The sequence below is a fragment of the Microbacterium oleivorans genome, assembly GCF_001691565.1.
Taxonomy (GTDB): Bacteria; Actinomycetota; Actinomycetes; order Actinomycetales; family Microbacteriaceae; genus Microbacterium; species Microbacterium oleivorans_B.
The window spans coordinates 619,346-641,505 of the sequence record NZ_MAYO01000003.1 but is presented as its reverse complement, the minus strand read 5'-3'; the positions used below and the strand labels follow the sequence as shown (position 1 = coordinate 641,505).

General features: G+C 69.4%; 21 protein-coding genes. 11 read left to right on the top strand and 10 right to left on the bottom strand.

Translation table 11 applies throughout. The annotated features are described in order from the left end of the window. The first annotated feature begins 13 nt into the window (after positions 1-13). Positions 14-1,282 carry an ATP-dependent Clp protease ATP-binding subunit ClpX gene (gene clpX, locus BBA86_RS05880; RefSeq protein WP_065570711.1) on the top strand — a complete coding sequence of 423 codons (1,269 nt, stop codon included), beginning with the start codon at positions 14-16 and terminating at the stop codon, positions 1,280-1,282. Positions 1,283-1,299: 17 nt separating this feature from the next. Beyond that, positions 1,300-1,797, top strand: a complete 498-nt coding sequence (locus BBA86_RS05875; protein WP_065570710.1) for a hypothetical protein — start codon at positions 1,300-1,302, stop codon at positions 1,795-1,797. A gap of 12 nt (positions 1,798-1,809) precedes the next feature. Here BBA86_RS05875 and BBA86_RS05870 read toward each other — a convergent pair whose 3' ends face one another. Beyond that, positions 1,810-3,867: a M3 family metallopeptidase gene (locus BBA86_RS05870; protein WP_065570709.1), complete on the bottom strand. Its 2,058-nt coding sequence runs from the start codon at positions 3,865-3,867 to the stop codon at positions 1,810-1,812. Between the two features lie 94 nt (positions 3,868-3,961). Between BBA86_RS05870 and BBA86_RS05865 the strand changes: the two genes are divergently transcribed. Together BBA86_RS05865 and BBA86_RS05860 are read left to right on the top strand one after the other, a co-directional pair. Then, positions 3,962-4,564, top strand: a complete 603-nt coding sequence (locus BBA86_RS05865) for a winged helix-turn-helix domain-containing protein (RefSeq protein WP_065570708.1) — start codon at positions 3,962-3,964, stop codon at positions 4,562-4,564. Then, positions 4,561-4,776 (top strand): hypothetical protein, encoded by a 216-nt coding sequence (locus tag BBA86_RS05860; protein ID WP_065570707.1) that lies wholly within the window; start codon positions 4,561-4,563, stop codon positions 4,774-4,776. The genes BBA86_RS05865 and BBA86_RS05860 overlap by 4 nt, the downstream gene beginning before the upstream one ends. A 7-nt stretch (positions 4,777-4,783) precedes the next feature. Here the strand turns inward: BBA86_RS05860 and BBA86_RS05855 are convergent, their stop codons facing one another. Both BBA86_RS05855 and valS read right to left on the bottom strand, forming a co-directional pair. After that, positions 4,784-5,032 (bottom strand): hypothetical protein, encoded by a 249-nt coding sequence (locus BBA86_RS05855; protein ID WP_065570706.1) that lies wholly within the window; start codon positions 5,030-5,032, stop codon positions 4,784-4,786. Position 5,033: 1 nt separating this feature from the next. Further along, positions 5,034-7,610: a valine--tRNA ligase gene (gene valS / locus BBA86_RS05850; protein ID WP_065570705.1), complete on the bottom strand. Its 2,577-nt coding sequence runs from the start codon at positions 7,608-7,610 to the stop codon at positions 5,034-5,036. Between the two features lie 280 nt (positions 7,611-7,890). Here valS and BBA86_RS14265 point away from each other — a divergent pair, with 280 nt between their 5' ends. After that, positions 7,891-8,724 carry a type IV toxin-antitoxin system AbiEi family antitoxin domain-containing protein gene (locus tag BBA86_RS14265; RefSeq protein WP_141677838.1) on the top strand — a complete coding sequence of 278 codons (834 nt, stop codon included), beginning with the start codon at positions 7,891-7,893 and terminating at the stop codon, positions 8,722-8,724. Between the two features lie 91 nt (positions 8,725-8,815). Here the strand turns inward: BBA86_RS14265 and BBA86_RS05840 are convergent, their stop codons facing one another. The 3 genes from BBA86_RS05840 to BBA86_RS05830 are packed head-to-tail and all read right to left on the bottom strand — an operon-like array spanning position 8,816 to position 11,102. Continuing rightward, entirely contained in the window at positions 8,816-9,625 is an 810-nt protein-coding gene (locus tag BBA86_RS05840) for a MetQ/NlpA family ABC transporter substrate-binding protein (protein ID WP_065570704.1), read from the bottom strand. A 44-nt stretch (positions 9,626-9,669) separates the two neighbouring features. Next, entirely contained in the window at positions 9,670-10,362 is a 693-nt protein-coding gene (locus BBA86_RS05835; RefSeq protein WP_065570703.1) for a methionine ABC transporter permease, read from the bottom strand. After that, positions 10,359-11,102 (bottom strand): methionine ABC transporter ATP-binding protein, encoded by a 744-nt coding sequence (locus tag BBA86_RS05830; protein WP_065570702.1) that lies wholly within the window; start codon positions 11,100-11,102, stop codon positions 10,359-10,361. Before BBA86_RS05830 ends, BBA86_RS05835 begins: the two co-directional genes overlap by 4 nt. Before the next feature lie 48 nt (positions 11,103-11,150). On the opposite strand from BBA86_RS05830, the gene BBA86_RS05825 reads away from it, so the two are divergent. Next, complete coding sequence (locus tag BBA86_RS05825; RefSeq protein ID WP_065570701.1) at positions 11,151-11,564, top strand: OsmC family protein; 414 nt, start codon at positions 11,151-11,153, stop codon at positions 11,562-11,564. On the opposite strand, the gene BBA86_RS05820 is transcribed toward BBA86_RS05825, so the two are convergent. Next, on the bottom strand, positions 11,561-12,073 hold the full coding sequence (locus BBA86_RS05820) for a GNAT family N-acetyltransferase (RefSeq protein WP_065570700.1): 513 nt from the start codon (positions 12,071-12,073) through the stop codon (positions 11,561-11,563). The genes BBA86_RS05825 and BBA86_RS05820 overlap by 4 nt on opposite strands. Continuing rightward, the gene (locus BBA86_RS05815; RefSeq protein WP_065570699.1) at positions 12,070-12,732 is read right to left on the bottom strand and encodes a hypothetical protein; all 663 of its coding nucleotides are present in this window, start codon (positions 12,730-12,732) and stop codon (positions 12,070-12,072) included. Before BBA86_RS05815 ends, BBA86_RS05820 begins: the two co-directional genes overlap by 4 nt. Positions 12,733-12,953: 221 nt before the next feature. Between BBA86_RS05815 and ileS the strand changes: the two genes are divergently transcribed. Genes ileS through ndk form a run of 4 tightly spaced genes read left to right on the top strand, consistent with a single transcriptional unit; the run spans position 12,954 to position 18,505 of the window. After that, positions 12,954-16,328, top strand: coding sequence for an isoleucine--tRNA ligase (ileS, locus tag BBA86_RS05810; RefSeq protein ID WP_065572198.1), 3,375 nt, complete (start codon positions 12,954-12,956; stop codon positions 16,326-16,328). Then, positions 16,325-17,677 (top strand): bifunctional folylpolyglutamate synthase/dihydrofolate synthase, encoded by a 1,353-nt coding sequence (locus BBA86_RS05805; protein WP_065570698.1) that lies wholly within the window; start codon positions 16,325-16,327, stop codon positions 17,675-17,677. The genes ileS and BBA86_RS05805 overlap by 4 nt, the downstream gene beginning before the upstream one ends. A gap of 11 nt (positions 17,678-17,688) precedes the next feature. Next, positions 17,689-18,087: a DUF4233 domain-containing protein gene (locus tag BBA86_RS05800; protein ID WP_141677837.1), complete on the top strand. Its 399-nt coding sequence runs from the start codon at positions 17,689-17,691 to the stop codon at positions 18,085-18,087. A gap of 1 nt (position 18,088) precedes the next feature. Then, a complete protein-coding gene (gene ndk / locus BBA86_RS05795; protein ID WP_065570696.1) occupies positions 18,089-18,505 on the top strand; it encodes a nucleoside-diphosphate kinase in 417 nt (138 codons plus the stop codon). Between the two features lie 51 nt (positions 18,506-18,556). Here the strand turns inward: ndk and BBA86_RS05790 are convergent, their stop codons facing one another. Next, entirely contained in the window at positions 18,557-19,162 is a 606-nt protein-coding gene (locus BBA86_RS05790) for a vitamin K epoxide reductase family protein (protein ID WP_065570695.1), read from the bottom strand. Between the two features lie 299 nt (positions 19,163-19,461). Here BBA86_RS05790 and BBA86_RS05785 point away from each other — a divergent pair, with 299 nt between their 5' ends. After that, complete coding sequence (locus BBA86_RS05785; protein ID WP_065570694.1) at positions 19,462-21,876, top strand: Rne/Rng family ribonuclease; 2,415 nt, start codon at positions 19,462-19,464, stop codon at positions 21,874-21,876. A 9-nt stretch (positions 21,877-21,885) separates the two neighbouring features. On the opposite strand, the gene BBA86_RS05780 is transcribed toward BBA86_RS05785, so the two are convergent. Then, the gene (locus BBA86_RS05780) at positions 21,886-22,158 is read right to left on the bottom strand and encodes a DUF4031 domain-containing protein (RefSeq protein WP_065570693.1); all 273 of its coding nucleotides are present in this window, start codon (positions 22,156-22,158) and stop codon (positions 21,886-21,888) included. Between the last annotated feature and the right edge of the window lie 2 nt (positions 22,159-22,160).

The window sequence follows — 22,160 nt, the reverse complement described above, 5'->3', positions numbered from 1 at the left end:
GAGGGGGAACACCATGGCACGCATCGGTGAGAGCGCCGACCTGTTCAAGTGTTCCTTCTGCGGCAAGAGCCAGAAGCAGGTCCAGCAGCTGATCGCCGGCCCCGGTGTGTACATCTGCGACGAGTGCGTCGAACTCTGCAACGAGATCATCGAAGAGCGCATGGCGGAGTCCGGTGACGGCGAGGTCAAGGACTTCGATCTGCCGAAGCCCCGCGAGATCTTCAGCTTCCTCGAGGAGTACGTCGTCGGCCAGGACCCCGCCAAGCGCGCTCTTTCGGTCGCTGTCTACAACCACTACAAGCGCGTCCGCGCCCGCGGGACCATCCAGTCCGCCGAACAGCGGGCTGACGAGGTCGAGATCGCGAAGAGCAACATTCTGCTGCTCGGCCCCACCGGCTGCGGCAAGACCTATCTCGCACAGACGCTCGCGAAGCGGCTGAACGTCCCTTTCGCCGTCGCTGACGCCACCGCCCTGACGGAGGCCGGTTACGTGGGTGAGGACGTCGAGAACATCCTCCTGAAGCTTCTGCAGGCGGCCGACTTCGACGTCAAGCGGGCAGAGACCGGCATCATCTACATCGACGAGGTCGACAAGATCGCCCGCAAAGCGGAGAACCCGTCGATCACCCGAGATGTGTCCGGCGAGGGCGTGCAGCAGGCGCTCCTGAAGATCCTTGAAGGAACGGTCGCCTCCGTCCCGCCGCAGGGCGGGCGCAAGCATCCGCACCAGGAGTTCATCCAGATCGACACGACGAACGTGCTGTTCATCGTCGCGGGCGCCTTCGCGGGCCTCGAGGACATCATCTCGTCGCGGGTGGGCAAGCACGGTGTCGGCTTCGGCGCTCCGCTGCAGGACAAGGAGCAAGAGCTCGACGTCTTCCGCGACGTGCTTCCCGAAGACCTCCACAAGTTCGGTCTGATCCCGGAGTTCATCGGCCGTCTGCCGGTGGTCACCACGGTTTCACCCCTGGACCAGACCGCGCTCATCGAGATCCTCACCGGTCCTAAGAACGCCTTCGTCAAGCAGTATCAGCGTATGTTCGAGCTCGACGGTGTCGAGTTGGAGTTCGAGGAAGACGCCCTTCGCGCGATCGCCGACCTCGCCGTCGCACGCAAGACGGGCGCGCGCGGCCTCCGCGCGATCCTCGAGGACGTGCTCGGCCCGATCATGTTCGAGATCCCGTCGGCCGAGGACGTCGACAAGGTCATCGTGACCCGTGCCTCCGTCGAGGAGGGTGCGCCCCCGACCCTGGTCCTGCGCCAGAAGCGGAAGAGCGCCTGAGTCCAGGCGGCTCCGCCGTGGTCGATGAGGAGACCGGGCGAGACGTTCGTCGCGCGGTGGGCGCGATCGCCTTCGCGTCGGTCCTCACGGCGGGAGGGGTCGTCCTCGCCGTCGCCCTCGTGATCGGTGTCGCGGCCCTTCTGGGATCCACTGCCATCCGACTCGTCGCGGGAACGGGGGACGGCGATGTGGTCGCGCAGTCGCGGCTCGAATCTCGTGCTGAGGAGTTCCTGACGGACCTGGACCCGCCGGTGGGCGGAGCCGATCTTCCCGGCTGGGGGGACGGGTTCTTCACGTCGGACGAGAAGGTCACCGCGACGGTCCTGTCGGTGGAACAGGGCGACGGGGGGACCGTCGCCGCCGTCGTGAGGCTGATCGCTCATGTCCCCGCGCGTGAGCAGGTCGGATTCGGCGATCGGTCCTGGGATGAAGGGCACGCGGAATCGTGTTATCGATTCGTTGCACTGCCGACGGGGCGGACGCTCTCCGACGTGATCGACTGCCCGCCCCGCTGAGGGTGTCCGCTGTCAGCCGGCCAGGCCGCGACGCTCCAGAAGCGGCTCGATCCGCGCATCACGACCCCGGAAATCGCGGTACGCCTCCAGGGGATCCTTCGATCCGCCGACGCCCAGGAGACGGGTGCGGAACCGGTCGCCGTTCTCGCGCGTCAGGCCTCCGTTCTCCCGGAACCATTCCACGGTGTCGGCGTCGAGGACCTCGCTCCAGATGTACGAGTAGTAGCCCGCACTGTACCCGCCCGAGAAGATGTGCGCGAAGTACGTCGAGGAGTAGCGGGTCGGGACGACGGGGTTGTCGAGCCCGATGTCGGCCAGTGCCTCGGCCTCGAACGCGTCGACGTCGATGCCGACGGCCGCGTCATCGGCATCCAGGCTGTGCCACGCCTGATCGATCCAGGATGCCGCGAGGTACTCGCTCGTGGCGAAGCCCTGATTGAATGCCTCGGACTCGCGGAGCTTGGCCACGGCGTCTGCGGGTAGCGGGTCGCCGGTCTCGACGTGGCGCGCGTAGGAGGCGAGTACCTCCGGCCAGAAGATCCACATCTCGTTCACCTGGCTTGGGAACTCGACGAAGTCCCGGTAGACCGAGGTGCCGGCGAAGTGCGGATACGTGACGGTGGCGAACAGTCCGTGGAGCGCGTGGCCGAACTCGTGGAAGAGCGTCGTGACTTCGTCGAGGGTTAGCAGCGTGGGGCTGCCGGGAGCGGGCTGGGGCACGTTGAGGTTGTTGACGACGATCGGCGCCGTGCCGCGCAGGGCGGACTGCGACACGATCGAGTTCATCCACGCGCCGCCGCGCTTGGAGTCGCGGGTGTACAGATCCAGGACGTAGAGCCCGAGGTGGGAACCGTCTTCGTTGCGAACCTCGAAGACGCGCGCTTCGGGGTGGTAGGCGGGAAGGTCGGCGCGCTCGGTGAAGGTGATCCCGTAGAGGTCCGTGGCGGCGCGGAAGACCCCGTCCACAAGCACACGCTCGGCCTCGAACCACGGGCGCAGGGCGGTCCGGTCGAGGTCGTACCGAGCAGCGCGCACCCGCTCCGTGTAGAACGCCCAATCGTGGGCGGCGAGGTCGAACCCGCCCCCGTCGGCGTCGATGATCGCCTGCAGCGCGGCCTCTTCCTGTCGTGCGTTGGCCGCGGCGGGCGCGGCCAGTCGACGCAGGAGCTCGTGGACCGCTTCAGGGGATCCCGCCGTCTCGTCGGCGGTGACGTAGGCCGCGTGCGACTCGTAGCCGAGGACGCGCGCCCGTTCCGAACGCAACCGCACGATCTCGGCGAGCACCTCGCGGTTGTCGTTCTCGTTGCCGCGGCGCCCCCGTGATCGGGATGCCGTCATGAGGCGTTCACGACTGGCGCGCGAGGTCAGCGAGGAGAGGTAGGGGTGACCCGTGAACAGGGTGAGGGTGACGACGTACTTGCCCTCGAGGCCGCGCTCGGCGGCGTTGCGCGCGGCAGCGGAGAGTTCGCCCTCGGTGAGCCCGTCGAGCTCGACGGCGTCGTCGAAGACGACAGCGAGGTCGTTGGTGTCGGCGAGGAGGTTCTTCTCGAACGTCGTCGTCAGCACGGACAGCTGCTGATTCAACTCGGTGAGGACCGTCTTCTCGACGTGGTCGAGGCCCGCGCCGGCGCTCGTCATCTCGCGGTAGGTGCGTTCGACGAGGTAGCGGTCCTCGCCCTCGAGGCCCAGCTCGTCGAGGCGTGCGTGCACGGCGGCGACTCGACCGTAGAGCCGGGAGTCGAGCGTGACGGCGTCGTGGTGAGCGGCCATGAGCGGCGCGAGCTGCTCGTCGATCTCCTGGATCTCAGCCGTCGCGTGCGCGGAGCTGACGGTGTAGAAGGTGCGCGCGACCCGTCCCAGCGTGTCTCCCGAGCGCTCGAGGGAGACCAGGGTGTTCTCGAAGGTCGGCTCCTCGGGGGATGCCGCGATCGCGTCGATCTCCGCACGGTGCGCAGCGAACGCCTGCTCGAACGCCGGGAGGTAGTGCTCGGGGCGGATGTTCGGGTAGTCCGGCAGCTCGAAGGGGAGAGGCGAGGGGGCGAGGAGCGGGTTGATCGAGGCGTCCGTCATCGTCCCAGCGTACGTCCACCGCGCGCGCCGACGGTGTCCCGCCGGATGCAAAGAGTTGCTTGCAAAGATGCCGTTGCAAAGGTATCTTTGGAACATGAGCGAGGCACCGATGCGGAGAGCAGACCGAACACTGGATGCGGGCGCCCTCCGTGCCCTGGCCCACCCGCTCCGCGTGCAGCTCTTCGACATCCTGTCGCAGTACGGGCCCCAGACGGCGAGCTCGCTGGCCGAGCGCACGGGGGAGTCCTCGGGCGCCACGAGCTACCACCTCCGGGCGCTGGCGAAGCAGGACCTCATCCGCGAGATCCCGGAACGCGGGTCGGCGCGCGAGCGCTGGTGGGAGCGATCCGACAAGTCCGTCTCGTTCGACAGCCCCGAAGCGATGGCCTCGCCGGCCGGTCGCTCGGCGACTCAGCTGATCATGAACGAGTTCCTCGGTCGGCGTCAGCAGCAACTCATGCGGCACGTGACCGAGAGCATCGCTGACCCCGACAAGGACGACGACGGCACGGCGATCATCTCGACCGCCAACATTCGCCTGACGCCCGATCAGGCGAAGGACATGATCCGTCGCCTGTCCGAGATCGTCGACGAGGTCGTCGCCTCAGCGCGAGGCCACGAGGAAGACCCCGATCGCTTGCCGTTCACCGTCCGGGTGGACGCATTCGCACTGCCTGAGGACGGAGACGGCCGATGACCACCATCACCATTCCCACGCTGGACCTCGCCGCCCGGCCCACGCGCCTCGAATCCGCGCTGTGGGCGGGCGCCACGGCCGTGCAGCGCGCCGTCGCGGGCCGGATGCTGCGCCGCGCCGAGCGCGCCGTTCACCGGACTGCTGCAGCACGACACGCGGAAGGTACTCGGGCTGACGTCGTCGCCCACATCGCGCATCACCCGTGGGCGTGAGCCCAGGTCAGGCCATGCCGTCGTCGTCCAGGTGACCGACGACGACCCCGCCTTCGCGGTCCACCCGGACGACGACACCGGTTTCGAGTTCCGCCACCGGGCGACCCTCGAGCCACGTCAGCGTCCAGCGCGGCCGCGGCTGGCCGAGCGGGTCCTGATCGATCGAGGCGTCGACGGCGGCGATCTGCTCGCGGAGGATCTCCGGTACGGCGGAGGGCGGCTGGTCGCCGCTCGTCCACCTGGTTCCGAGTTGCATGTCAGGCCTCCTGCGGGGTGAGGACGATGTCGCCGACCGAGACGGTGTCACCGGCGGCGTACGACATCTGCGCGATGCGTCCGACCGCGGCGAGGTCGCCCTCCGCCGAGCGGATCGCGTCGAGCGCGGTGTCCGGACCCGTGATGGTCAGCGACTCCACGGGGGTCTTCTGCGACGCCTTGGCTTCGGTCTTCGCGCGACGCACGCTGATCAGTGCCTCGCCCACAGTGCGGAGAACGGCGGGGTCGCCCTCGATGCCCAGCGGCTGGGGCCAGGATGCCGTGTGCACCGACCCCTCCTCGAACCACGACCACGCTTCCTCCGTCGCGAACGACAGCACGGGGGCAAGCAGGCGCAGAAGCGTCGACAGTGCGGTGCGCAGAGCCAGAGCGGCGGAGGCCTGGCCGGCGTCGGACTGGTTGTAGGCGCGCTCCTTGACGAGCTCGAGGTAGTCGTCGCAGAAGGTCCAGAAGAAGGCCTCGGTGATCTCCAGCGCCCGGGCGTGATCGAAGGCGTCGAACGCCTTCGTGGCATCCCGGACCACCTGGTCGAGGGTCGCGAGCATCGACGCGTCCAGCGCGTGGGTGATGCGAGCGTCCTCGGGGACGGGGAACGAGAGCACGAACTTCGCCGCGTTCAGCACCTTGATCGCGAGGCGACGACCGATCTTCACCTGCGTCGGATTCTGCGGATCGAACGCCGCGTCGGCGCCCAGGCGACTCGAGGCCGCCCAGTAGCGGACCGCGTCGGTGCCGTGCGCGTCGAGGATGTCGGCGGGCGTCACGACGTTGCCCTTCGACTTCGACATCTTCTTGCGGTCGGGGTCGACGATGAAGCCCGAGATTGCGGCATCCGTCCACGGCGCGCGGCCGTCTTCGAGCACCGATCGAACCATCGTCGAGAACAGCCACGTGCGGATGATGTCCTGGCCCTGCGGGCGGACGTCGAACGGGGCCACGAGGTCCCAGAGCTCGGGGTCGCGCTCCCACCCGCCCGCGAGCTGCGGGGTGAGGGAGGATGTCGCCCACGTGTCGAAGATGTCGCGCTCGGCGTCGAAGCCGCCGGGCACGCCGCGCTGGTCCTCGGTGTAGCCGTCGGGCAGGTCTGTGGTCGGGTCGACCGGCAGGCGCGAGAGGTCGGGGATCAGCACGCGGTCGTAGTCCCGCTCGCCGTTCTCGTCGAGGCCGTACCAGACCGGGATCGGCACACCGAAGAAGCGCTGGCGCGAGACGAGCCAGTCGCCGGTGAGGCCGTTCGTCCAGTTCTCGTAGCGCACGCGCATGAAGTCCGGGTGCCAGCCCATGCCGCGGCCCATCTCGATGAGCTTCTCGCGAAGCTCCGCGTCGCGGGCGCCGTTGCGGAGGTACCACTGGCGGGTGGAGACGATCTCGAGGGGGCGGTCGCCCTTCTCGTAGAACTTCACGGGGTGGGTGAAGGGCTTCGACACCTCGAGCAGCTCGCCGGACTCGTGCAGCAGCTCGACGATGCGCTTCTTGGCGCTGAACACCGTCTTGCCGGCGAGTTCCGCGTACGCCGCCTTCGCGTCATCCGTCACGAGCACGTCGGGGGCCTCGTCGATGATGCGACCGTCGCGGCCGAGGATGGTGCGGTTCGGCAGGTCGAGCTCACGCCACCAGATGATGTCGGTCACGTCGCCGAACGTGCAGATCATGGCGATGCCGGTGCCCTTGTCCTTCACCGCGAGGGGGTGGGGGAGGACCGGCACCTCGACGTCGAACAGGGGGGTCCGAACGGTCGAGCCGAAGTAGGGCTGGTAGCGCTCGTCGTCGGGGTTCGCCACGAGGGCGACGCAGGCGGCGAGCAGCTCGGGACGCGTCGTCTCGATGTGGATGTCGCCCGAACCGTCGCTCTTGTGGAAGGCGACGCGGTGGTACGAGGCCTGCTGGTCGCGGTCCTCGAGCTCGGCCTGGGCGATCGCGGAGCGGAAGTCGATGTCCCAGAGGGTGGGCGCCATGGCCTGGTACGCCTCGTCGCGGTCGAGGTTGCGGAGGAAGGCGAGCTGGCTCGTGCGGATCGTGTCGTCCGATATGGTCCGGTAGGTCTGGGTCCAGTCGACCGAGAGGCCGAGCTTGCGGAACAGGTCTTCGAACTGCTTCTCGTCCTCGATCGTCAGCTCCTCGCAGAGCTCGATGAAGTTGCGACGACTGATCGGCACCTGATCGGCCGGCTTGAGGCTCTTCGCGTCACCGCGGAAGGGCGGCGTGAAATCGGGGTCGTAGGGGAGCGAGGTGTCGCAGCGCACGCCGTAGTAGTTCTGCACGCGGCGTTCCGTGGGCAGACCGTTGTCGTCCCAGCCCATCGGGTAGAACACTGTCTTGCCGCGCATGCGCTCGTAGCGCACCTTCACGTCGGTGTGCGTGTAGCTGAACACGTGACCGATGTGGAGCGATCCGGATGCCGTCGGGGGAGGCGTGTCGATCGAGAAGACGCCTGCGCGACCCTTGGCCTTGGCCGCGTCGCGGTCGAACAGATAGGTGCCGGAGCCGGACCAGGCGGCATCCCACTTCTGCTCGAGGCCTTCCAGGGCGGGCTTGTCGGGAATCTGCGCGTTCGTCATGGTGGGGCTCCTCGAGCGATATGTGCGGCACTGTGTGAGCGTGCCTGAGTGTGGGTGGCAGACAGTCTACCGCCGGGGTGCTGGTGGGACCGAGGCGCGACGCGGCTTCGCGAGGAGATGGAGGTTCCCGAGGAGCGGATGCCGGGATCCGGCCCTCGGGACGCGTCATCTCCTCGCGAAGCGACGCGCTGCCTCCTCCCGGGCGGACGGGTCGGGTCTGTCTGTGCACACCGTCCCGCCGTGCGCGCCGCAGGAAGGTCGGGGCGCCCAGGCTGTGCGGATGAGGGTGACGGATGCGGTGGCGCAGGGCGGCGGGATCGTTCGATCGGCGGCGTTGCGCCGACAGGGCTTCAGCGACCGAGCGGTGCGAGTGGCGGTGGACGCGGGCGAGCTGGTGAGGCCGAGGCGGGGCTGGGTCGCGACGCCGAGGAGCGATCCCGCGCTCCGAGCGGCAGCCGCCGCGGGAGTCGTCCTCTCGTGCGCGACGCAGGCGCAGCGGCTCGGGTTGTGGGTGTTTCGATCGGATGCCGTGCACGTTGCGGCATCCGCTCATTCGGGCTCGGTCCGGATCGAGAACCCGAACACGGTCGTCCACTGGGCGGAACCGATCGTGCCCCGCGCGCCCGACGCGCTCGTCGATCCGATCGAGAACGTGCTCGCGCTGACCGCCTCGTGCCTACCGTTCGAGGAGGCCCTCGCGATCTGGGAGTCGGCCCTCGAGCGCGGGATGGTGCAGCTACCGGTTCTGCGCCGGCTCCCGTTCCCCGGGCGGGCTCGGGAGGTCTTGGCGCAGGCGACCCCGTTCGCCGGATCGGGTCTCGAGTCCTTCATCCCGCCGCGGCTCGCGTGGCTGCGCGTGCCCATCGTCCCGCAGGCGTGGATCGCAGGACACCGCGTGGACTTCCTGATCGGCGATCGCCTCGTTCTGCAGATCGACGGCGGCACTCACGTGGGAGCCCAGCGCGACGGCGATAACGCTCACGATGCCGAACTGATGCTCCTCGGCTATCACGTGGTCCGTGTCGGATACGCCCAGGTGGTCCACCGCTGGCACGTCGTGCAGGACACGATCACCCGCGCCGTGGCACAGGGATTGCACCTCGCCGAGGGGTGACGCTTCGCGAGGAGATGGAGGTTCCCGAGGAGCGGATGCCGGGATCCGGCCCTCGGGACGCGCCATCTCCTCGCGAAGCGACGCGCAAGGCTCAGAAAGCGGTCTCGATGGTCTTGTTGCCGTCGATGATCTTCCGGACCGGTTCGCTCGTGAACGCGTCGACAAGAGCCTTGGTCGACGCGGCATCCTTGTCCTCCCCGGGCACGACCAGCTGCAGGGCGAACCGGTCGTCGAGCTCGGTCAGCAGGCCGTCGTCCTGAGGGGTGAGGCCGAGCGCGGCGATGTGCGAGGGCCACTGGAAGACGAGGTCGGCCTCGTCGTAGGCGGTGTTGAGCTGGTTGATCTGCAGCTCGAGGAACTGCAGGTCCTTCGGGTTCTCGGCGATGTCGTCCACCGTCGCGGCGTACGGGTCGACGCCCTCGGCGAGGGTGATGATCTTCGCGTCGGCGAGCATCTTCAGCGCGCGCCCGGTGTTGGACGCGTCGTTGGGGATCGCGACGGTGGCGCCCTGCGGGAGGTCGGCGATGTCGTCGAGGGTCTTCGAGTAGAACGCGATCGTGAAGTTGTAGATCGGCTGCACGGCGGTGAGATCCGCGTCGTTGGCGGCGTTGAACTCCTCCATGTAGGGCTTGTGCTGCGAGAAGTTCGCGTCGATGTCGCCCGCAGCGAGCATCTTGTTGATCGTGACGTAGTCGGCGACCTCGACGAGCTTGATCTCGTAGCCGTCCTCGATCTCGTCTGCGGCGGCGTCGACGATGTCGGTCATCGGTGAGGTGACGGCGCCGACCCGGATGGTCTGGACGTCGGCGCCGCCCTGACCTGCGGGGGAGGCGCAGCCGGCCAGGAGGGCGACGGCGGCGGCGGTGAGAGCTGCGGCGAGGGTGAGGCGGCGCGGGGACATGGTGCTCCTTGTGGATGGGGACGGATGCCGGCGGTGAGCCGGACTCAGCGGTGGTCGAGGCGGACCGAGATCCGTTGGCCGACCGCCTGGATGACCAGGACGATGACGAGGATGACGAGGATCGTGAAGTACATGAGCACGTCGTCGTACTCCTGGTACCCGTAGCGCAGCGCGAAGTCGCCGATGCCGCCCCCGCCGACGACTCCGAGGACGGTCGAGTACGAGAGCAGGCTGATGCTCGCCGAGGTCAGCGCGTAGACGAGACCCGGCAGGGCTTCGGGCAGCAGGAAGCGCCAGACCGTCTGCGGGACGGTCGCGCCGAGGGTCTGCGCGACACGGGGGATGCCGGGGCTCACCTCGCGGAGGATCTGCTCCACCAGTCGTCCGTAGACGGCCACCGCGACGACGCAGAGCGAGAACGTCGCCGCGGGTGTCCCGAAGGTCGTGCCGTAGACGGCCCGCGTCACGGGGACGAGGAAGACGACGAGCAGCAGGAACGGGAACGAGCGGATGACGTTGATCAGGAAGTTCGCGACCGACCAGACGATGCGCTGAGGGAGGATCCCACTGGGACGGGTGAGGTAGACAGCTGCCCCGAGGGGCAGGCCGAACACCACCGCGGCCGCGAGCGAGACGCCGAGCATGTAGCCGGTCTCACCGAGGGCGTCGAGGAGGTCGTCTCCGCGCTCGGCGAGCGACGCCCCCAACGAGGCGAAGACGTCCTCGACGCCGGTCATGCGCCGAGCTCCCGCCGCGCGCGATCGAGGTAGGTCTCGCGCTGGCCGCGTGCCGAGGGCGCGACCGTCAGAACATCGACGAGCCTGCCGTCCTCGAACAGGGCGACCCGGTCGCAGACGCTGCGCACGACGTCGAGGTCGTGGGTGACGACGACGACCGTCGTCCCGAAGCGGTCCCGCGCATCGCGGAGCAGATCGAGCACCTCGCCCGCCGTCGCCGCATCGAGGGCCGAGGTGGGCTCGTCGCACAGCAGCAGCCGGGGGCGGCTCACCAGCGCCCGGGCGATCCCGACGCGCTGCCGCTGTCCGCCGCTGAGCTGCGCCGGGTACGAATCGGCGCGGTGATCGAGCCCCACGAAGCGCAGCACCTCGTCGACGGCGCTCGCCGTCCGCTCCCGTCGGGGGCGCAGCGAGAGGGCCACCTCGACGTTCTGCCGGACCGTCCGGTTCGACAGCAGGTGGACCCCTTGGAAGACGACGCCGATCTCGCGCCTTAGACGGCGGAGACCGGCGCGGTCGAGGCGCCCGATGTCGGCGCCCAGCACCGTGACGGACCCCGAGGTCGCGGCGACCTCGCCGGTGAGGAGGTTCAGGAGTGTGCTCTTGCCCGCACCGCTCTCGCCGATGACGCCGAGGATCTCGCGGTCGTCCACGGTCAGGTCCACCTCGGCGAGTCCCTGCACGCCGCCGGGGTACGCCACGCCCACGCGAGCGAGCTCGACGGGCGACGGGGGCAGCACGGAAGGACCTCAGAACGTTGTTGGATGCCGTCCAACTATAGTTCTGCCATGAGCATCAGGTACCGGACCGAGGCGATCAACGACGACGGCGGGACCGGTGTCAGCCGGATCGCGGGCGGCCTGGAGGTCGCGGTCTCGAACCCGCTGAGCCCCGACGCGGACCTGTCTCGCAGCAATCCCGAGCAACTGCTCGCCCTTGCCTGGGCCACCTGCCTCGACGCCACCCTGCAGGCGATCGTGACGGGCGCGCACCACACGCGAGTCCGCGTCGAGGTCGAGCTCCACGATTCCCCGGAGCGCGGCGGGTACGAGTTCCACGCCACGGCTTTCGTCTCCGCCGAGGGACGCACGATGCCCGAGACGGAGGAGCTCGTCGCGGCCGCGCACGATCGTTGCCCCATCTCGCGCCTGCTGCAGGGCGCGGCGACCGTCGGCATCCGTGCAGAGGAGTGGGCCTCTTAGCGGTCGACGGCGAATCCGAGGTGCGGCATGTCGACGCCTCGGTAGTGCGTGACGAAGCGGCGACGAACCGTCATCCCGATTCGGATGGCGACGTTCATCGACGCGATGTTCGTGTCGCGGACCTTGGCCCAGACGATCGGCGCATCCAGCTTCCGGAACGCCCAGTCGCGGGATGCCGCGGCGGCCTCGGTCGCGTACCCCCGGTGCCAGTGCGCCGGGTGGAAGAGGTACCCGACCTCCATGACCTCGTCGTCGTCGATGCGCTGCCGGGTGATGCCGCACTGCCCGATCATCTCGCCCGGCACGTCGGCGAGCTCGACGGCCCAGAGCCCGAACCCGTCCTCCGCATAGCGCTGGAGATTGCGCTCGAGCCACGCCCGGCACTCCGCGTCGGTGAATGCCCCCTCATAGGCGGTCATCGCGACGGGGTCGGTGAGGATCGCGCGAAGCGCGGGCAGATCGTCCTCGCCCATGTCGCGGAGGACGAGCCGAGCCGTCCGCAGCGTCACGCGTCCGTCCTCACGTCGATGCCGAGGGATGCCGCGAGTGCGAGCGCGTGCGAGGTCGCCTGCTCGGCGGTCAGGGTGACGCCCCGCAGCATCCGGACGTCCGTGAAGGACAGCACGTCGGCGCCGCGCAGGTCGACGTCGCTCGCCTGCCACTCCCGGACGTCCATCTCGTCCACCGACGACTCCGCGATCCGCATCCGCTCGACGCGAGCGCCGGGGAGGTCGAGGGTGCCGATGCGGCATCCGGTCACCGCGACGTCTCGGAGCGTCGCACCGCTGGCCGTCAGGTAGTCGATCCGCACGCCGTCCAGGACGAGACCGTCGCAGCGCGCGCGGGACAGGTCGAGGGTCCCGATCCGCCCGCCGCGGACTACTACCGTCCGCCACGTTCCCTCTCGGGCGATCAGCTCGGCCGTCGACACGGCGTCGAGGACGACGTCGGCGAGGATCGCGCCGCTCACATCCACGGTCTGAACGGATGCCGGGGCCACGACGCTCTCGCTGATGCGGGTGTGCGCGGCATCGGTCGTCCCGGGGTCGAGGTCGATGCGCGCTTCGGACGCCTCGCCCGCCCGGCGGAGCGTCGCGGACGAGAGCTCGCGGGGGAGATCCGGCTCCGGGATCCGGGGCGGCTCGGGACGGATGCGGGAGCGGGCCATGACGCCAGGCTATGCCGACGGTATGATCGTCTGCATCAGCACCGATCCGGCCATCACCGGGGAGCTCTCGGAAGAACAGCGGTCCGCCGCCCAGTAGAACCGAGCGGGGCAGGCCCGTCAACGCCGCAGGTGAGTGGGTGCACCCGGATCCGGGTCGCATCAAGCGGGGTGGTACCGCGGTCTCCGGATCGTCCTCGCAGGAGCAGACCTGCAGGAGCGACATGACCTACCCCCGACCTTCCGCCTTCGGCCCCGCCGCCGCCCCCACGGCCGTCGTGCCGAGCCCGCGCTTCCCCGACCTCGAGCGCGACGTCCTCGCCTTCTGGGAGGAGGACGACACGTTCCGCGCGTCGATCGCGCAGCGCGACGGCGCCGACGAGTGGGTGTTCTACGACGGCCCGCCGTTCGCCAACGGCCTGCCGCACTACGGCCACCTCCTCACCGGCTACGCGAAGGACCTCTTCCCGCGCTTCCAGACGATGCGCGGCAAGAAGGTCGACCGCGTCTTCGGCTGGGACACGCACGGGCTGCCCGCCGAACTCGAGGCGATGAAGCAGCTCGGGATCACCGAGAAGAGCGAGATCGAGGAGATGGGGATCGCCGCCTTCAACGCGAAGGCGCGCTCATCCGTCCTCGAGTACACGCAGGAGTGGGAGAACTACGTCACCCGCCAGGCGCGGTGGGTCGACTTCGAGCGCGGCTACAAGACGCTCGACACCGGGTACATGGAATCCGTCCTCTGGGCCTTCAAGGAGCTGTACGACAAGGACCTCGCGTACGAGGGCCACCGCGTGCTGCCGTACTGCTGGCGCGACGAGACCCCCCTCTCGAACCACGAGCTGCGCATGGACGACGACGTCTACAAGATGCGTCAGGACCCGTCCGTGACGGTGACCTTCCCCCTGGTCGGCGCCAAGGCCGAGGCACTCGGGCTCACCGCGGTCCGCGCCCTCGCCTGGACGACGACCCCGTGGACGCTCCCGACCAACCTCGCGCTCGCCGTCGGTCCCGACATCGAGTACGTCGTCCTGCCGGGCGGCCCCGCGGGGGCTGCCGACGTCCACGAGGATGCCCTCGAGGGTCAGTCGCACCGCTACCTGCTGGCCTCCGACCTGCTCGCGAACTACGCGAAGGACCTCGGCTACGCCTCCGCCGACGACGCACGCGAGGCGGTCGATCAGACCGTCCGCGGCGCGGATCTCGCCGACGTCGCGTACGACCGGCTCTTCGACTACTACGCCGACGAGGAGACCTGGGGCACGCAGAACGCCTGGCGCATCCTCGTCGACGACTACGTCACCACGACCGACGGCACCGGCATCGTCCACCAGGCCCCGGCCTACGGTGAGGACGACCAGCGCGTGACGGGGGCCGCCGGCATCCCGCTCATCATGAGCCTCGACGACGGCGGACGCTTCCTGCCGCAGGTGACCGACGTCGCCGGCGAACTGTGGATGGACGCCAACCGTCCCCTCATCCGCCTGCTGAAGGCAGAGGGCCGGCTCCTGCGTGAGGCGTCGTACGAGCACTCGTACCCGCACTGCTGGCGCTGCCGGAACCCCCTCATCTACAAGGCCGTCTCGAGCTGGTTCGTGCGGGTCACGTCCATCAAGGACCGCCTCGTCGAGCTCAACGAGCAGATCACGTGGGCGCCCGAGAACGTTAAGCACGGCCAGTTCGGCAAGTGGCTCGAGGGCGCGCGCGACTGGTCGATCAGCCGCAACCGGTTCTGGGGTTCGCCGATCCCGGTGTGGAAGAGCGACGACCCCGAGTACCCCCGCGTCGACGTCTACGGCTCGCTCGCGGACCTCGAGCGCGACTTCGGCCGGCTCCCGGTGAACGAGGCGGGCGAGGTGGACCTCCACCGCCCGTTCATCGACGACCTCACCCGTCCGAACCCCGACGACCCGACCGGCAACTCCACGATGCGCCGCATCGAGGACGTCTTCGACGTGTGGTTCGACTCCGGCTCGATGCCGTACGCGCAGGTGCACTACCCGTTCGAGAACCGCGAGTGGTTCGACGAGCACGCACCCGCCGACTTCATCGTCGAGTACATCGGCCAGACCCGCGGCTGGTTCTACGTCATGCACGTGCTCTCGGGTGCGCTCTTCGACCGCCCGGCGTTCTCGGGCGTCGCCTGCCACGGCATCGTGCTCGGCAGTGACGGTCAGAAGATGTCGAAGTCGCTCCGGAACTACCCGGACGTCAGCGAGGTCTTCGACCGCGACGGCTCCGATGCGATGCGCTGGTTCCTCATGAGCTCGTCGGTCCTCCGCGGCGGCAACCTCGTCGTCACCGAGGAGGGCATCCGCTCCGGCGTCCGCGAGTTCCTGCTGCCGCTGTGGAACGCGTGGTACTTCTTCTCGACGTACGCGAACGCGGCGGGCGGGCAGGACGGCTCCGGATATGAGGCGACGCGACGGACCGACTCCACGAACGTGCTCGACCGCCACATCCTGGCGCTCACGGGCGATCTCGTCCGGGACGTCGCCACCGACCTCGAGGCGCTGGACTCCACGATGGCGGCGGCGAAGCTCCGCGAGTTCGCCGAGGCGCTGACCAACTGGTATATCCGGCGCTCGCGCGACCGGTTCTGGGTGGGGGTGGATGCCGCCGACCCGACCACGACCGAGGCGTTCGACACGCTCTACACAGTGCTCGAGACGCTCACCCGCGTCGCGGCTCCGCTCATCCCGCTCGTGTCCGAGCGCATCTGGCAGGGACTCACCGGCGGGCGCAGCGTCCACCTCGAGGACTGGCCGGACGCCGACGAGTTCGCCCCGGCATCCGACATCCGTGAAGCGATGGACACCGTACGCGAGGTCTCGTCCGTCGCGAACGCGCTGCGCAAGAAGGAGGGCAAGCGCGTGCGTCTGCCCCTCGCGAACCTCACAGTCGCGGTGGGCGGTGCCGACGCACTCGCGCAGTTCGAGGACATCGTGCGCGACGAGCTCAACGTCAAGGCGGTCGAGGTCGTCGAGCTCACCGACGGCCTGGCCGAGCAATACGGCATCAGCCAGCGCCTCGCCGTCAACGCACGCGCCGCAGGTCCGCGCCTGGGCAAGCAGGTGCAGCACGTCATCAAGGGCGCCAAGGCGGGCCTGTGGAGTGAGGAGGACGGCGTGGTCGTCGTCGACGGCATCGCGCTCGAGCCGGGGGAGTACGACCTGACGCTCGAGGCGGGCGGCGTCGCCGAAGGCACCGCGATCGCGCTCCTGCCGCGCGGCGGGTTCGTGCTGCTCGACACCACGACGACGCCCGAGCTCGAGGCCGAGGGTCTCGCGCGCGACGTCATCCGCGCCGTGCAGGACGCCCGCAAGGCGGCCGGGTTCGAGGTGAGCGACCGCATCGCGCTGCAGCTCACGTTCGACGACGCCGGCGACGCTGAGGCGGTCGCGTTCGCGTTCGACGTGGCCGACGTCGCGGGAGAGACCCTCGCGGTGGCCGACCTCGTCGCCACCGCGGACGGCGCCACCCTCCGCGGCGAGGCCCTGCGCTCGGCCCCCGAGCACACGGCATCCGTCCCCGCCGGCACGTACGCGAATGCCGACTCCTTCACGATCGGCGTGCGCCGGATCGGAGCGACCTCATGAGCGACCGGACACGAGCGGATGCCGTCTACGCGGCGCTCCTGGAACGCCAGGGGGAGCGCTGGGTCGAGCCGCGCGTCGAGCGCACGCGGCGCGCCCTCGAGCTCCTCGGCGACCCGCAGCGGACGTACCGCGTCATCCATGTGACGGGCACGAACGGGAAGACCTCGACGAGCCGGATCGCCGAGTCGATCGTCCGGGCCCACGGGCTGCGGACCGGGCTGTTCACCAGCCCGCACCTGCAGCGCTTCACCGAACGGATCATGGTCGACGGCGAGCCGATCGCCGACGCCGCGATCGCCGACGCCTGGGATGAGATCGCCCCCATCGTCGCGCTCGTCGACGACGAGCTCGAGCAGAAGGATGAGCCGCCGCTCACGTTCTTCGAGCTGCTCACGGTTCTCGCGTTCGTTTCGTTCGCCGACGCTCCGGTCGACGTCGCGGTGATCGAAGTCGGCATGGGGGGATCGTGGGATGCCACGAACACCGCCGACGGCGACGTCGCCGTGTTCGCGCCGATCGACATCGACCACGCCGACAAGCTCGGCGACACCATCGGAGAGATCGCGACCGTCAAGGCCGGGATCATCAAGCAGGGAGCTGCCGCCGTCTCCGCCTCGCAGACGCCCGCTGCGGCGAGCGTGCTCGCCTCGGCGGCTCGCGCTCAGGGCGCTTCGCTCGCGGTGGAGGGGGAGCAGTTCGGCTTGCTCGATCAGAAGCTCGCCGTGGGTGGTCAACTGTTCACCCTGCGCGGTCTGGCGGCGACCTACGAGGAGCTCTACCTGCCGCTCTACGGCGCGCACCAGGGGCACAACGCGGCGCTGGCGATCACCGCGGTCGAATCGCTGATCGGCGGCGGCACGCAGCCGATCGCGGCGGACGTCCTCGCCGACGGCCTCGGCAACGTGACGTCCCCGGGGCGGCTCCAGCTCGTCGGCATCGCCCCGACGGTGATCGTCGACAGCGCGCACAACCCGCACGGCGCCCGCGCGCTGGTGGCTGCGCTCGGCGACTCGTTCGACTTCGACGAGTGGGGTCTCGTGCTCGGGGCCTTCGCCGACAAGGACGTGGCCGGAATCGTCGGGGCCCTCGCCCCGGCGGTCGCGCACGTGTTCGCGACGGCGCCCGAGTCCGACCGGGCTGAAGAGCCGGATGCCGTCGCCGACCTCGTCGAGCAGACCGAGACGCCCGTCACCGTGCACCGCGACCTCGCCGAGGCCGCCGAGGCGGCGCGCGCCTGGGCCGCGGAGTCCGAGCGCCGCGCGGTCGTCATCGCGGGTAGCGTCGTCCTGGCCGGCGAGGCCGTCGTCCTCGCCGAGGCGGAGGACTGGAAGTCGGGGTACAACTCGTGAGCAGGTCGCGCGTGCCGCGTCAGTCCCGAGTGCGCCGTCGGCGAGGTGCGCGCGAGTCGCTGCTCTCGGTCATCCTCGGCTTCGAGTCGATCGTCGCGTTCCTCGCGGGCCTCGCCGTCTACGGCCTGCGGGCGCTCCCCGCCGGCATCGAGCCATGGTGGGGGATCGTCGGCGGTGCCTTCCTCGGTCTCGTCATGATCGTCCTCAGCGGATTCACGCGCTACCGCTGGGGTGTCATCGCGGGCTTCGCCCTGCAGGTGCTCATCGCGCTCGGTGCGTTCCTCGTGCCGGCGCTCCTGATCGCCGCCGCCGTTTTCGGCGCGTTGTACGTCTATGGCACCATCAAGGGCGGCGCGCTCGACGAGCGCAACGCCACACTCGCCGCCGAGGCGGAGAAGAACGGAGACTGACATGGCCACCGAACAGACACTCGTCCTCGTGAAGCCCGACGGCGTCGCGCGCGGACTCACCGGTGCGATCCTCGCCCGCATCGAGGCGAAGGGATACGCGTTGGTCGACATCCGTCTCGTGGAGCCCGATCGAGAGCGCCTCGAGCAGCACTACGCCGAGCACGAGGGCAAACCGTTCTACGAGCCGCTGCTCGAGTTCATGATGTCGGGACCGTCGGTCGCGATCCGCCTCGCCGGCAACCGTGTCATCGAGGGCTTCCGCTCTCTCGCGGGGACGACCGACCCGACGACGGCTGCCCCCGGCACCATCCGCGGCGACTTCGGTCGTGACTGGGGTCTCGCCGTTCAGCAGAACCTCGTCCACGGCAGCGACAGCGTCGAGTCCGCGAACCGCGAGCTCGCGATCTGGTTCGACTGACGATCCATCTCGCCGCGCCCGTCCCAGCCTCGGGGCGGGCGCGTCGTCGTGTCAGCGGGTGAACTCCGCGATCCAGTCCAGGCGCACCTGGGCGATCACCCCGACGACGGCGAACGCGATGATGGCCATCAGCGGCGTCCACGCCATAAGGGCGTCCGCACGACGGCGGCCGGCGGCTGATGCCGGTATCGCCCCCTCCCGGACGAGGTGGACCATCACGGCGAAGAACGTCGGGATCGTCACCGACCACGTCACCATGCACCACGGGCAGAGAGTCGCGAGCACGAAGATGCTCTGGGTGATGAGCCACAGGACGAACGCGAGCGCGGCCGTCACCCCGAGCCCGAACAGCAGCCAGAACCACCGCGCGAATCGTGCGCCCGCCAGCAGAGCAGCACCGACCACGATCGGGGCCACCCACCCGGTGAGGCCGAGGATCGGGTTCGGGAACCCGAACACCGACCCTTGAGCCGACTCGAGGTTCTTCCCGCACTGCACCAGGATGCTGATGTCGCAGGATGCCGAGGAACCGGGATTCTCGAGGAGCGCGAACTTCTCGGTCGTGAGCGCGAACGCGGCGATCCACCCGACGACGCCGGCGAAGATCAGCCAGACGGCGAAGACGGTCGGGCGGGGAGAGCGGGTCCGCGAGGTCATGCGGGCGATTATCGCACCGCGGCTGATCGGTCTCCTGACCACCTGGCCGTGCATATCGAGGCGGTCGGTCACGGTTTCGTCCCGGGTAGTGGGATAATGGGGGTCGACGTCCGAGCGGCCGCGCCGCCAAGATGTCACCAGAAGACTTCGGGCGATCGACGCCCGCGCAGCATCACCCCGCCGAGTGTGCGGGGATCGGCTGCAGACCGAATGAGTTCGCGGCACCCCCGACAACGGAGCGGCGCCGCCCGATTTTCGCCGGACGGCACGCGGGGCCGTCGGCTAGGAGTAGGCCAGAGATGGCAGATGAGCAGAACGACACAGCATCCGATGCGATCGACGGCGACCTGACGCCCGAAACGCACGAAACGCACGAGGCGCCCGAGACGACGGAGCAGGCCGAGGACAACGTCCCGGCTCCCGTCGCTGAGGAGTCGGCGGGGGACGCGGCGCCCGCTGCAGAAGCCGAGGCAGCGCCTGCGGCCGAGGCCGCGGCAGTTCAGCCCGACGACGCCGCTCCGGCGGCGGCGCCGGCGGACCCCGCCGAGCCCGAGCAACGCACGGAGCCAGAGGCGCCCGCCGAGCCCGAGCAGCGCACCGAGCCAGCGGCGCCCGGCGAACCCGAGGTTCCGGCTGAGCCCGAGATCCCGACGGCCGTCAGCCTGGGCCTGCTCCCGGAGCAGTTCGTCTCGGCCGTGTCGACCGCGCTGCACTTCTACGCGCCCGAAGTCGCTGCGCTGCCGGCCCTGCCCCGGGACGAGCGCGAGCGTGATGACCGCGACGAGAACGGAGCCGAGGCATCCGGCGGTTCCCGTCGTCGCAACCGTCGACGCGGCGGCAACGCACCGGAGCAGAACGACGAGCCTGCCGCTCCCCGTCGACGCGCCGTCGAGGTCATCACCGAGCCGCAGCGCATCAAGGGATCCACGCGACTCGAGGCCAAGAAGCAGCGTCGTCGCGATGGACGCGAGGCCGGCCGTCGTCGCGCCGTCGTGACGGAGGCCGAGTTCCTCGCCCGTCGCGAGTCCGTCGATCGCGACATGATCGTTCGCTCGCGCGGCGGCCGCATCCAGATCGGCGTCCTCGAGGACAACGTCCTGGTGGAGCACTACGTCGCCCGCAACCAGGACGCGTCGCTCATCGGCAATGTGTACCTGGGCCGCGTGCAGAACGTCCTCCCCAGCATGGAGGCCGCCTTCGTCGACATCGGTCGCGGCCGCAACGCCGTGCTGTACTCCGGCGAGGTCGATTGGGATGCCGTCGAGACCGGCAACCAGCCCCGCCGGATCGAGCTCGCCCTCAAGTCCGGGGACCGCGTCCTCGTGCAGGTCACGAAGGACCCCGTGGGCCATAAGGGCGCGCGCCTCACGAGCCAGATCTCGCTTCCTGGGCGCTATCTCGTCTACGTGCCCGGCGGTGCCATGAACGGCATCTCCCGCAAGCTCCCCGACACCGAGCGCGCTCGCCTCAAGAAGATCCTCAAGGAGGTCCTCCCCGAGTCCTCCGGCGTCATCGTCCGCACGGCTGCGGAGGGTGCCACCGAGGAGCAGCTGACGCGCGACGTCCAGCGCCTCACCTCGCAGTGGGAGCACATCAGCGCTCAGGCCCAGACCGGGCAGGCTCCGGCGCTCCTGCACTCCGAGCCCGACCTTCTCGTCAAGATCGTCCGGGACGTCTTCAACGAGGACTTCCGCAAGATGCTCATCCAGGGTGACGAGGCGTACCAGACGATCACGTCGTACCTGACGGGCGTCGCACCGGACCTCCTCGAGCGGATCGAGAAGTACGAGGGCGAGCAGGACCCGTTCGACGTGTTCCGCGTCACCGAGCAGATCGAAAAGGCCCTGGATCGCAAGGTGTGGCTGCCCTCGGGTGGATCACTCGTCATCGACCGGACCGAGGCGATGACGGTCGTCGACGTCAACACCGGCAAGTTCGTCGGTACCGGGGGCAACCTCGAAGAGACCGTCACCAAGAACAACCTCGAAGCGGCCGAGGAGATCGTCCGCCAGCTGCGCCTTCGCGACATCGGCGGCATCATCGTCGTCGACTTCATCGACATGGTGCTCGAGTCCAACCGTGATCTGGTGCTGCGCCGTCTCGTGGAGTGCCTGAGCCGGGACCGGACGAAGCACCAGGTAGCCGAGGTCACGTCGCTCGGCCTCGTGCAGATGACCCGCAAGAAGATCGGCCTGGGACTGCTCGAGACCTTCAGCGAGGCGTGCGAGGTGTGCGCCGGTCGTGGCGTCATCGTGCACCACGATCCCGTGGTCAAGCACCGCTCGTCGAATGGTAGCGGGAACGGCAACGGCAACGGTGGAAACGGGAGCAACCGTCGCCCCCGGCAGAACGGTGGAGCGTCGCAGAACCAGGCGAGCGGAAGCGCCGCCGCGGCTCCGGGGCACACGCACGTCATCACGGAGGGCGTGAAGTCGGCCCTCGCGCAGATCGCTGCATCCACCATCCAGCCCCACGAGGAGGCTGCTGCCGCCGAGGCGGAGGAGCCCGTGGCCGCGGAGCGGCCCGAGCGCGCCAAGCGTCCCCGTCGTAAGAAGGCGGACTCGGCGCCCAAGAGCGACGCCGACCGCCTGCTCGATTCGGTGCTCGAGGCCCTCCCGGAGCCCAAGGCTCCCGGTCAGGGGCGCGCCCGTCGGCGCGTCACCACCGCTGCCCTCACGGGCACGCCGGTACAGACCTCGTCGAACGAAGACTGAGGCCGCTCGTCACCGTCCGCGGCGTTCGCGGGCGGTGACGCGCAGGCCCGACGCGATCAGGCGACGCACGAGCTCGTGCGCCCCGACGCGCTCCGCCCCGCCGGCGACGAGCGCATCGATCGCGTCCTCGGGGACGTCGTAGTGATCGCGATCGAACGCGCGGGGAGGGATGCCGTGCGCCGCGGCGAAGGCGTGAAGCTCGGCCAGGTCGCTGTCCGATACCAGGTGTGCCCAGAGCCTGCCGTGGGCGGGCCACATCGCGGAGTCGACGAGGATGGCCATCC

What these genes read in the sequence shown, in the direction of transcription:
- BBA86_RS14265 (WP_141677838.1), top strand. Translation starts at nt 7,891, where the DNA reads ATGAGGGTGACGGATGCGGTGGCGCAGGGCGGCGGGATCGTTCGATCG.
- BBA86_RS05835 (WP_065570703.1), bottom strand. Translation starts at nt 10,362, where the DNA reads ATGACCGGCGTCGAGGACGTCTTCGCCTCGTTGGGGGCGTCGCTCGCC.
- BBA86_RS05865 (WP_065570708.1), top strand. Translation starts at nt 3,962, where the DNA reads ATGAGCGAGGCACCGATGCGGAGAGCAGACCGAACACTGGATGCGGGC.
- BBA86_RS05825 (WP_065570701.1), top strand. Translation starts at nt 11,151, where the DNA reads ATGAGCATCAGGTACCGGACCGAGGCGATCAACGACGACGGCGGGACC.
- clpX (WP_065570711.1), top strand. Translation starts at nt 14, where the DNA reads ATGGCACGCATCGGTGAGAGCGCCGACCTGTTCAAGTGTTCCTTCTGC.
- BBA86_RS05860 (WP_065570707.1), top strand. Translation starts at nt 4,561, where the DNA reads ATGACCACCATCACCATTCCCACGCTGGACCTCGCCGCCCGGCCCACG.
- BBA86_RS05780 (WP_065570693.1), bottom strand. Translation starts at nt 22,158, where the DNA reads ATGGCCATCCTCGTCGACTCCGCGATGTGGCCCGCCCACGGCAGGCTC.
- ileS (WP_065572198.1), top strand. Translation starts at nt 12,954, where the DNA reads ATGACCTACCCCCGACCTTCCGCCTTCGGCCCCGCCGCCGCCCCCACG.
- BBA86_RS05855 (WP_065570706.1), bottom strand. Translation starts at nt 5,032, where the DNA reads ATGCAACTCGGAACCAGGTGGACGAGCGGCGACCAGCCGCCCTCCGCC.
- BBA86_RS05815 (WP_065570699.1), bottom strand. Translation starts at nt 12,732, where the DNA reads ATGGCCCGCTCCCGCATCCGTCCCGAGCCGCCCCGGATCCCGGAGCCG.
- ndk (WP_065570696.1), top strand. Translation starts at nt 18,089, where the DNA reads ATGGCCACCGAACAGACACTCGTCCTCGTGAAGCCCGACGGCGTCGCG.
- BBA86_RS05870 (WP_065570709.1), bottom strand. Translation starts at nt 3,867, where the DNA reads ATGACGGACGCCTCGATCAACCCGCTCCTCGCCCCCTCGCCTCTCCCC.
- BBA86_RS05790 (WP_065570695.1), bottom strand. Translation starts at nt 19,162, where the DNA reads ATGACCTCGCGGACCCGCTCTCCCCGCCCGACCGTCTTCGCCGTCTGG.
- valS (WP_065570705.1), bottom strand. Translation starts at nt 7,610, where the DNA reads ATGACGAACGCGCAGATTCCCGACAAGCCCGCCCTGGAAGGCCTCGAG.
- BBA86_RS05785 (WP_065570694.1), top strand. Translation starts at nt 19,462, where the DNA reads ATGGCAGATGAGCAGAACGACACAGCATCCGATGCGATCGACGGCGAC.
- BBA86_RS05805 (WP_065570698.1), top strand. Translation starts at nt 16,325, where the DNA reads ATGAGCGACCGGACACGAGCGGATGCCGTCTACGCGGCGCTCCTGGAA.
- BBA86_RS05840 (WP_065570704.1), bottom strand. Translation starts at nt 9,625, where the DNA reads ATGTCCCCGCGCCGCCTCACCCTCGCCGCAGCTCTCACCGCCGCCGCC.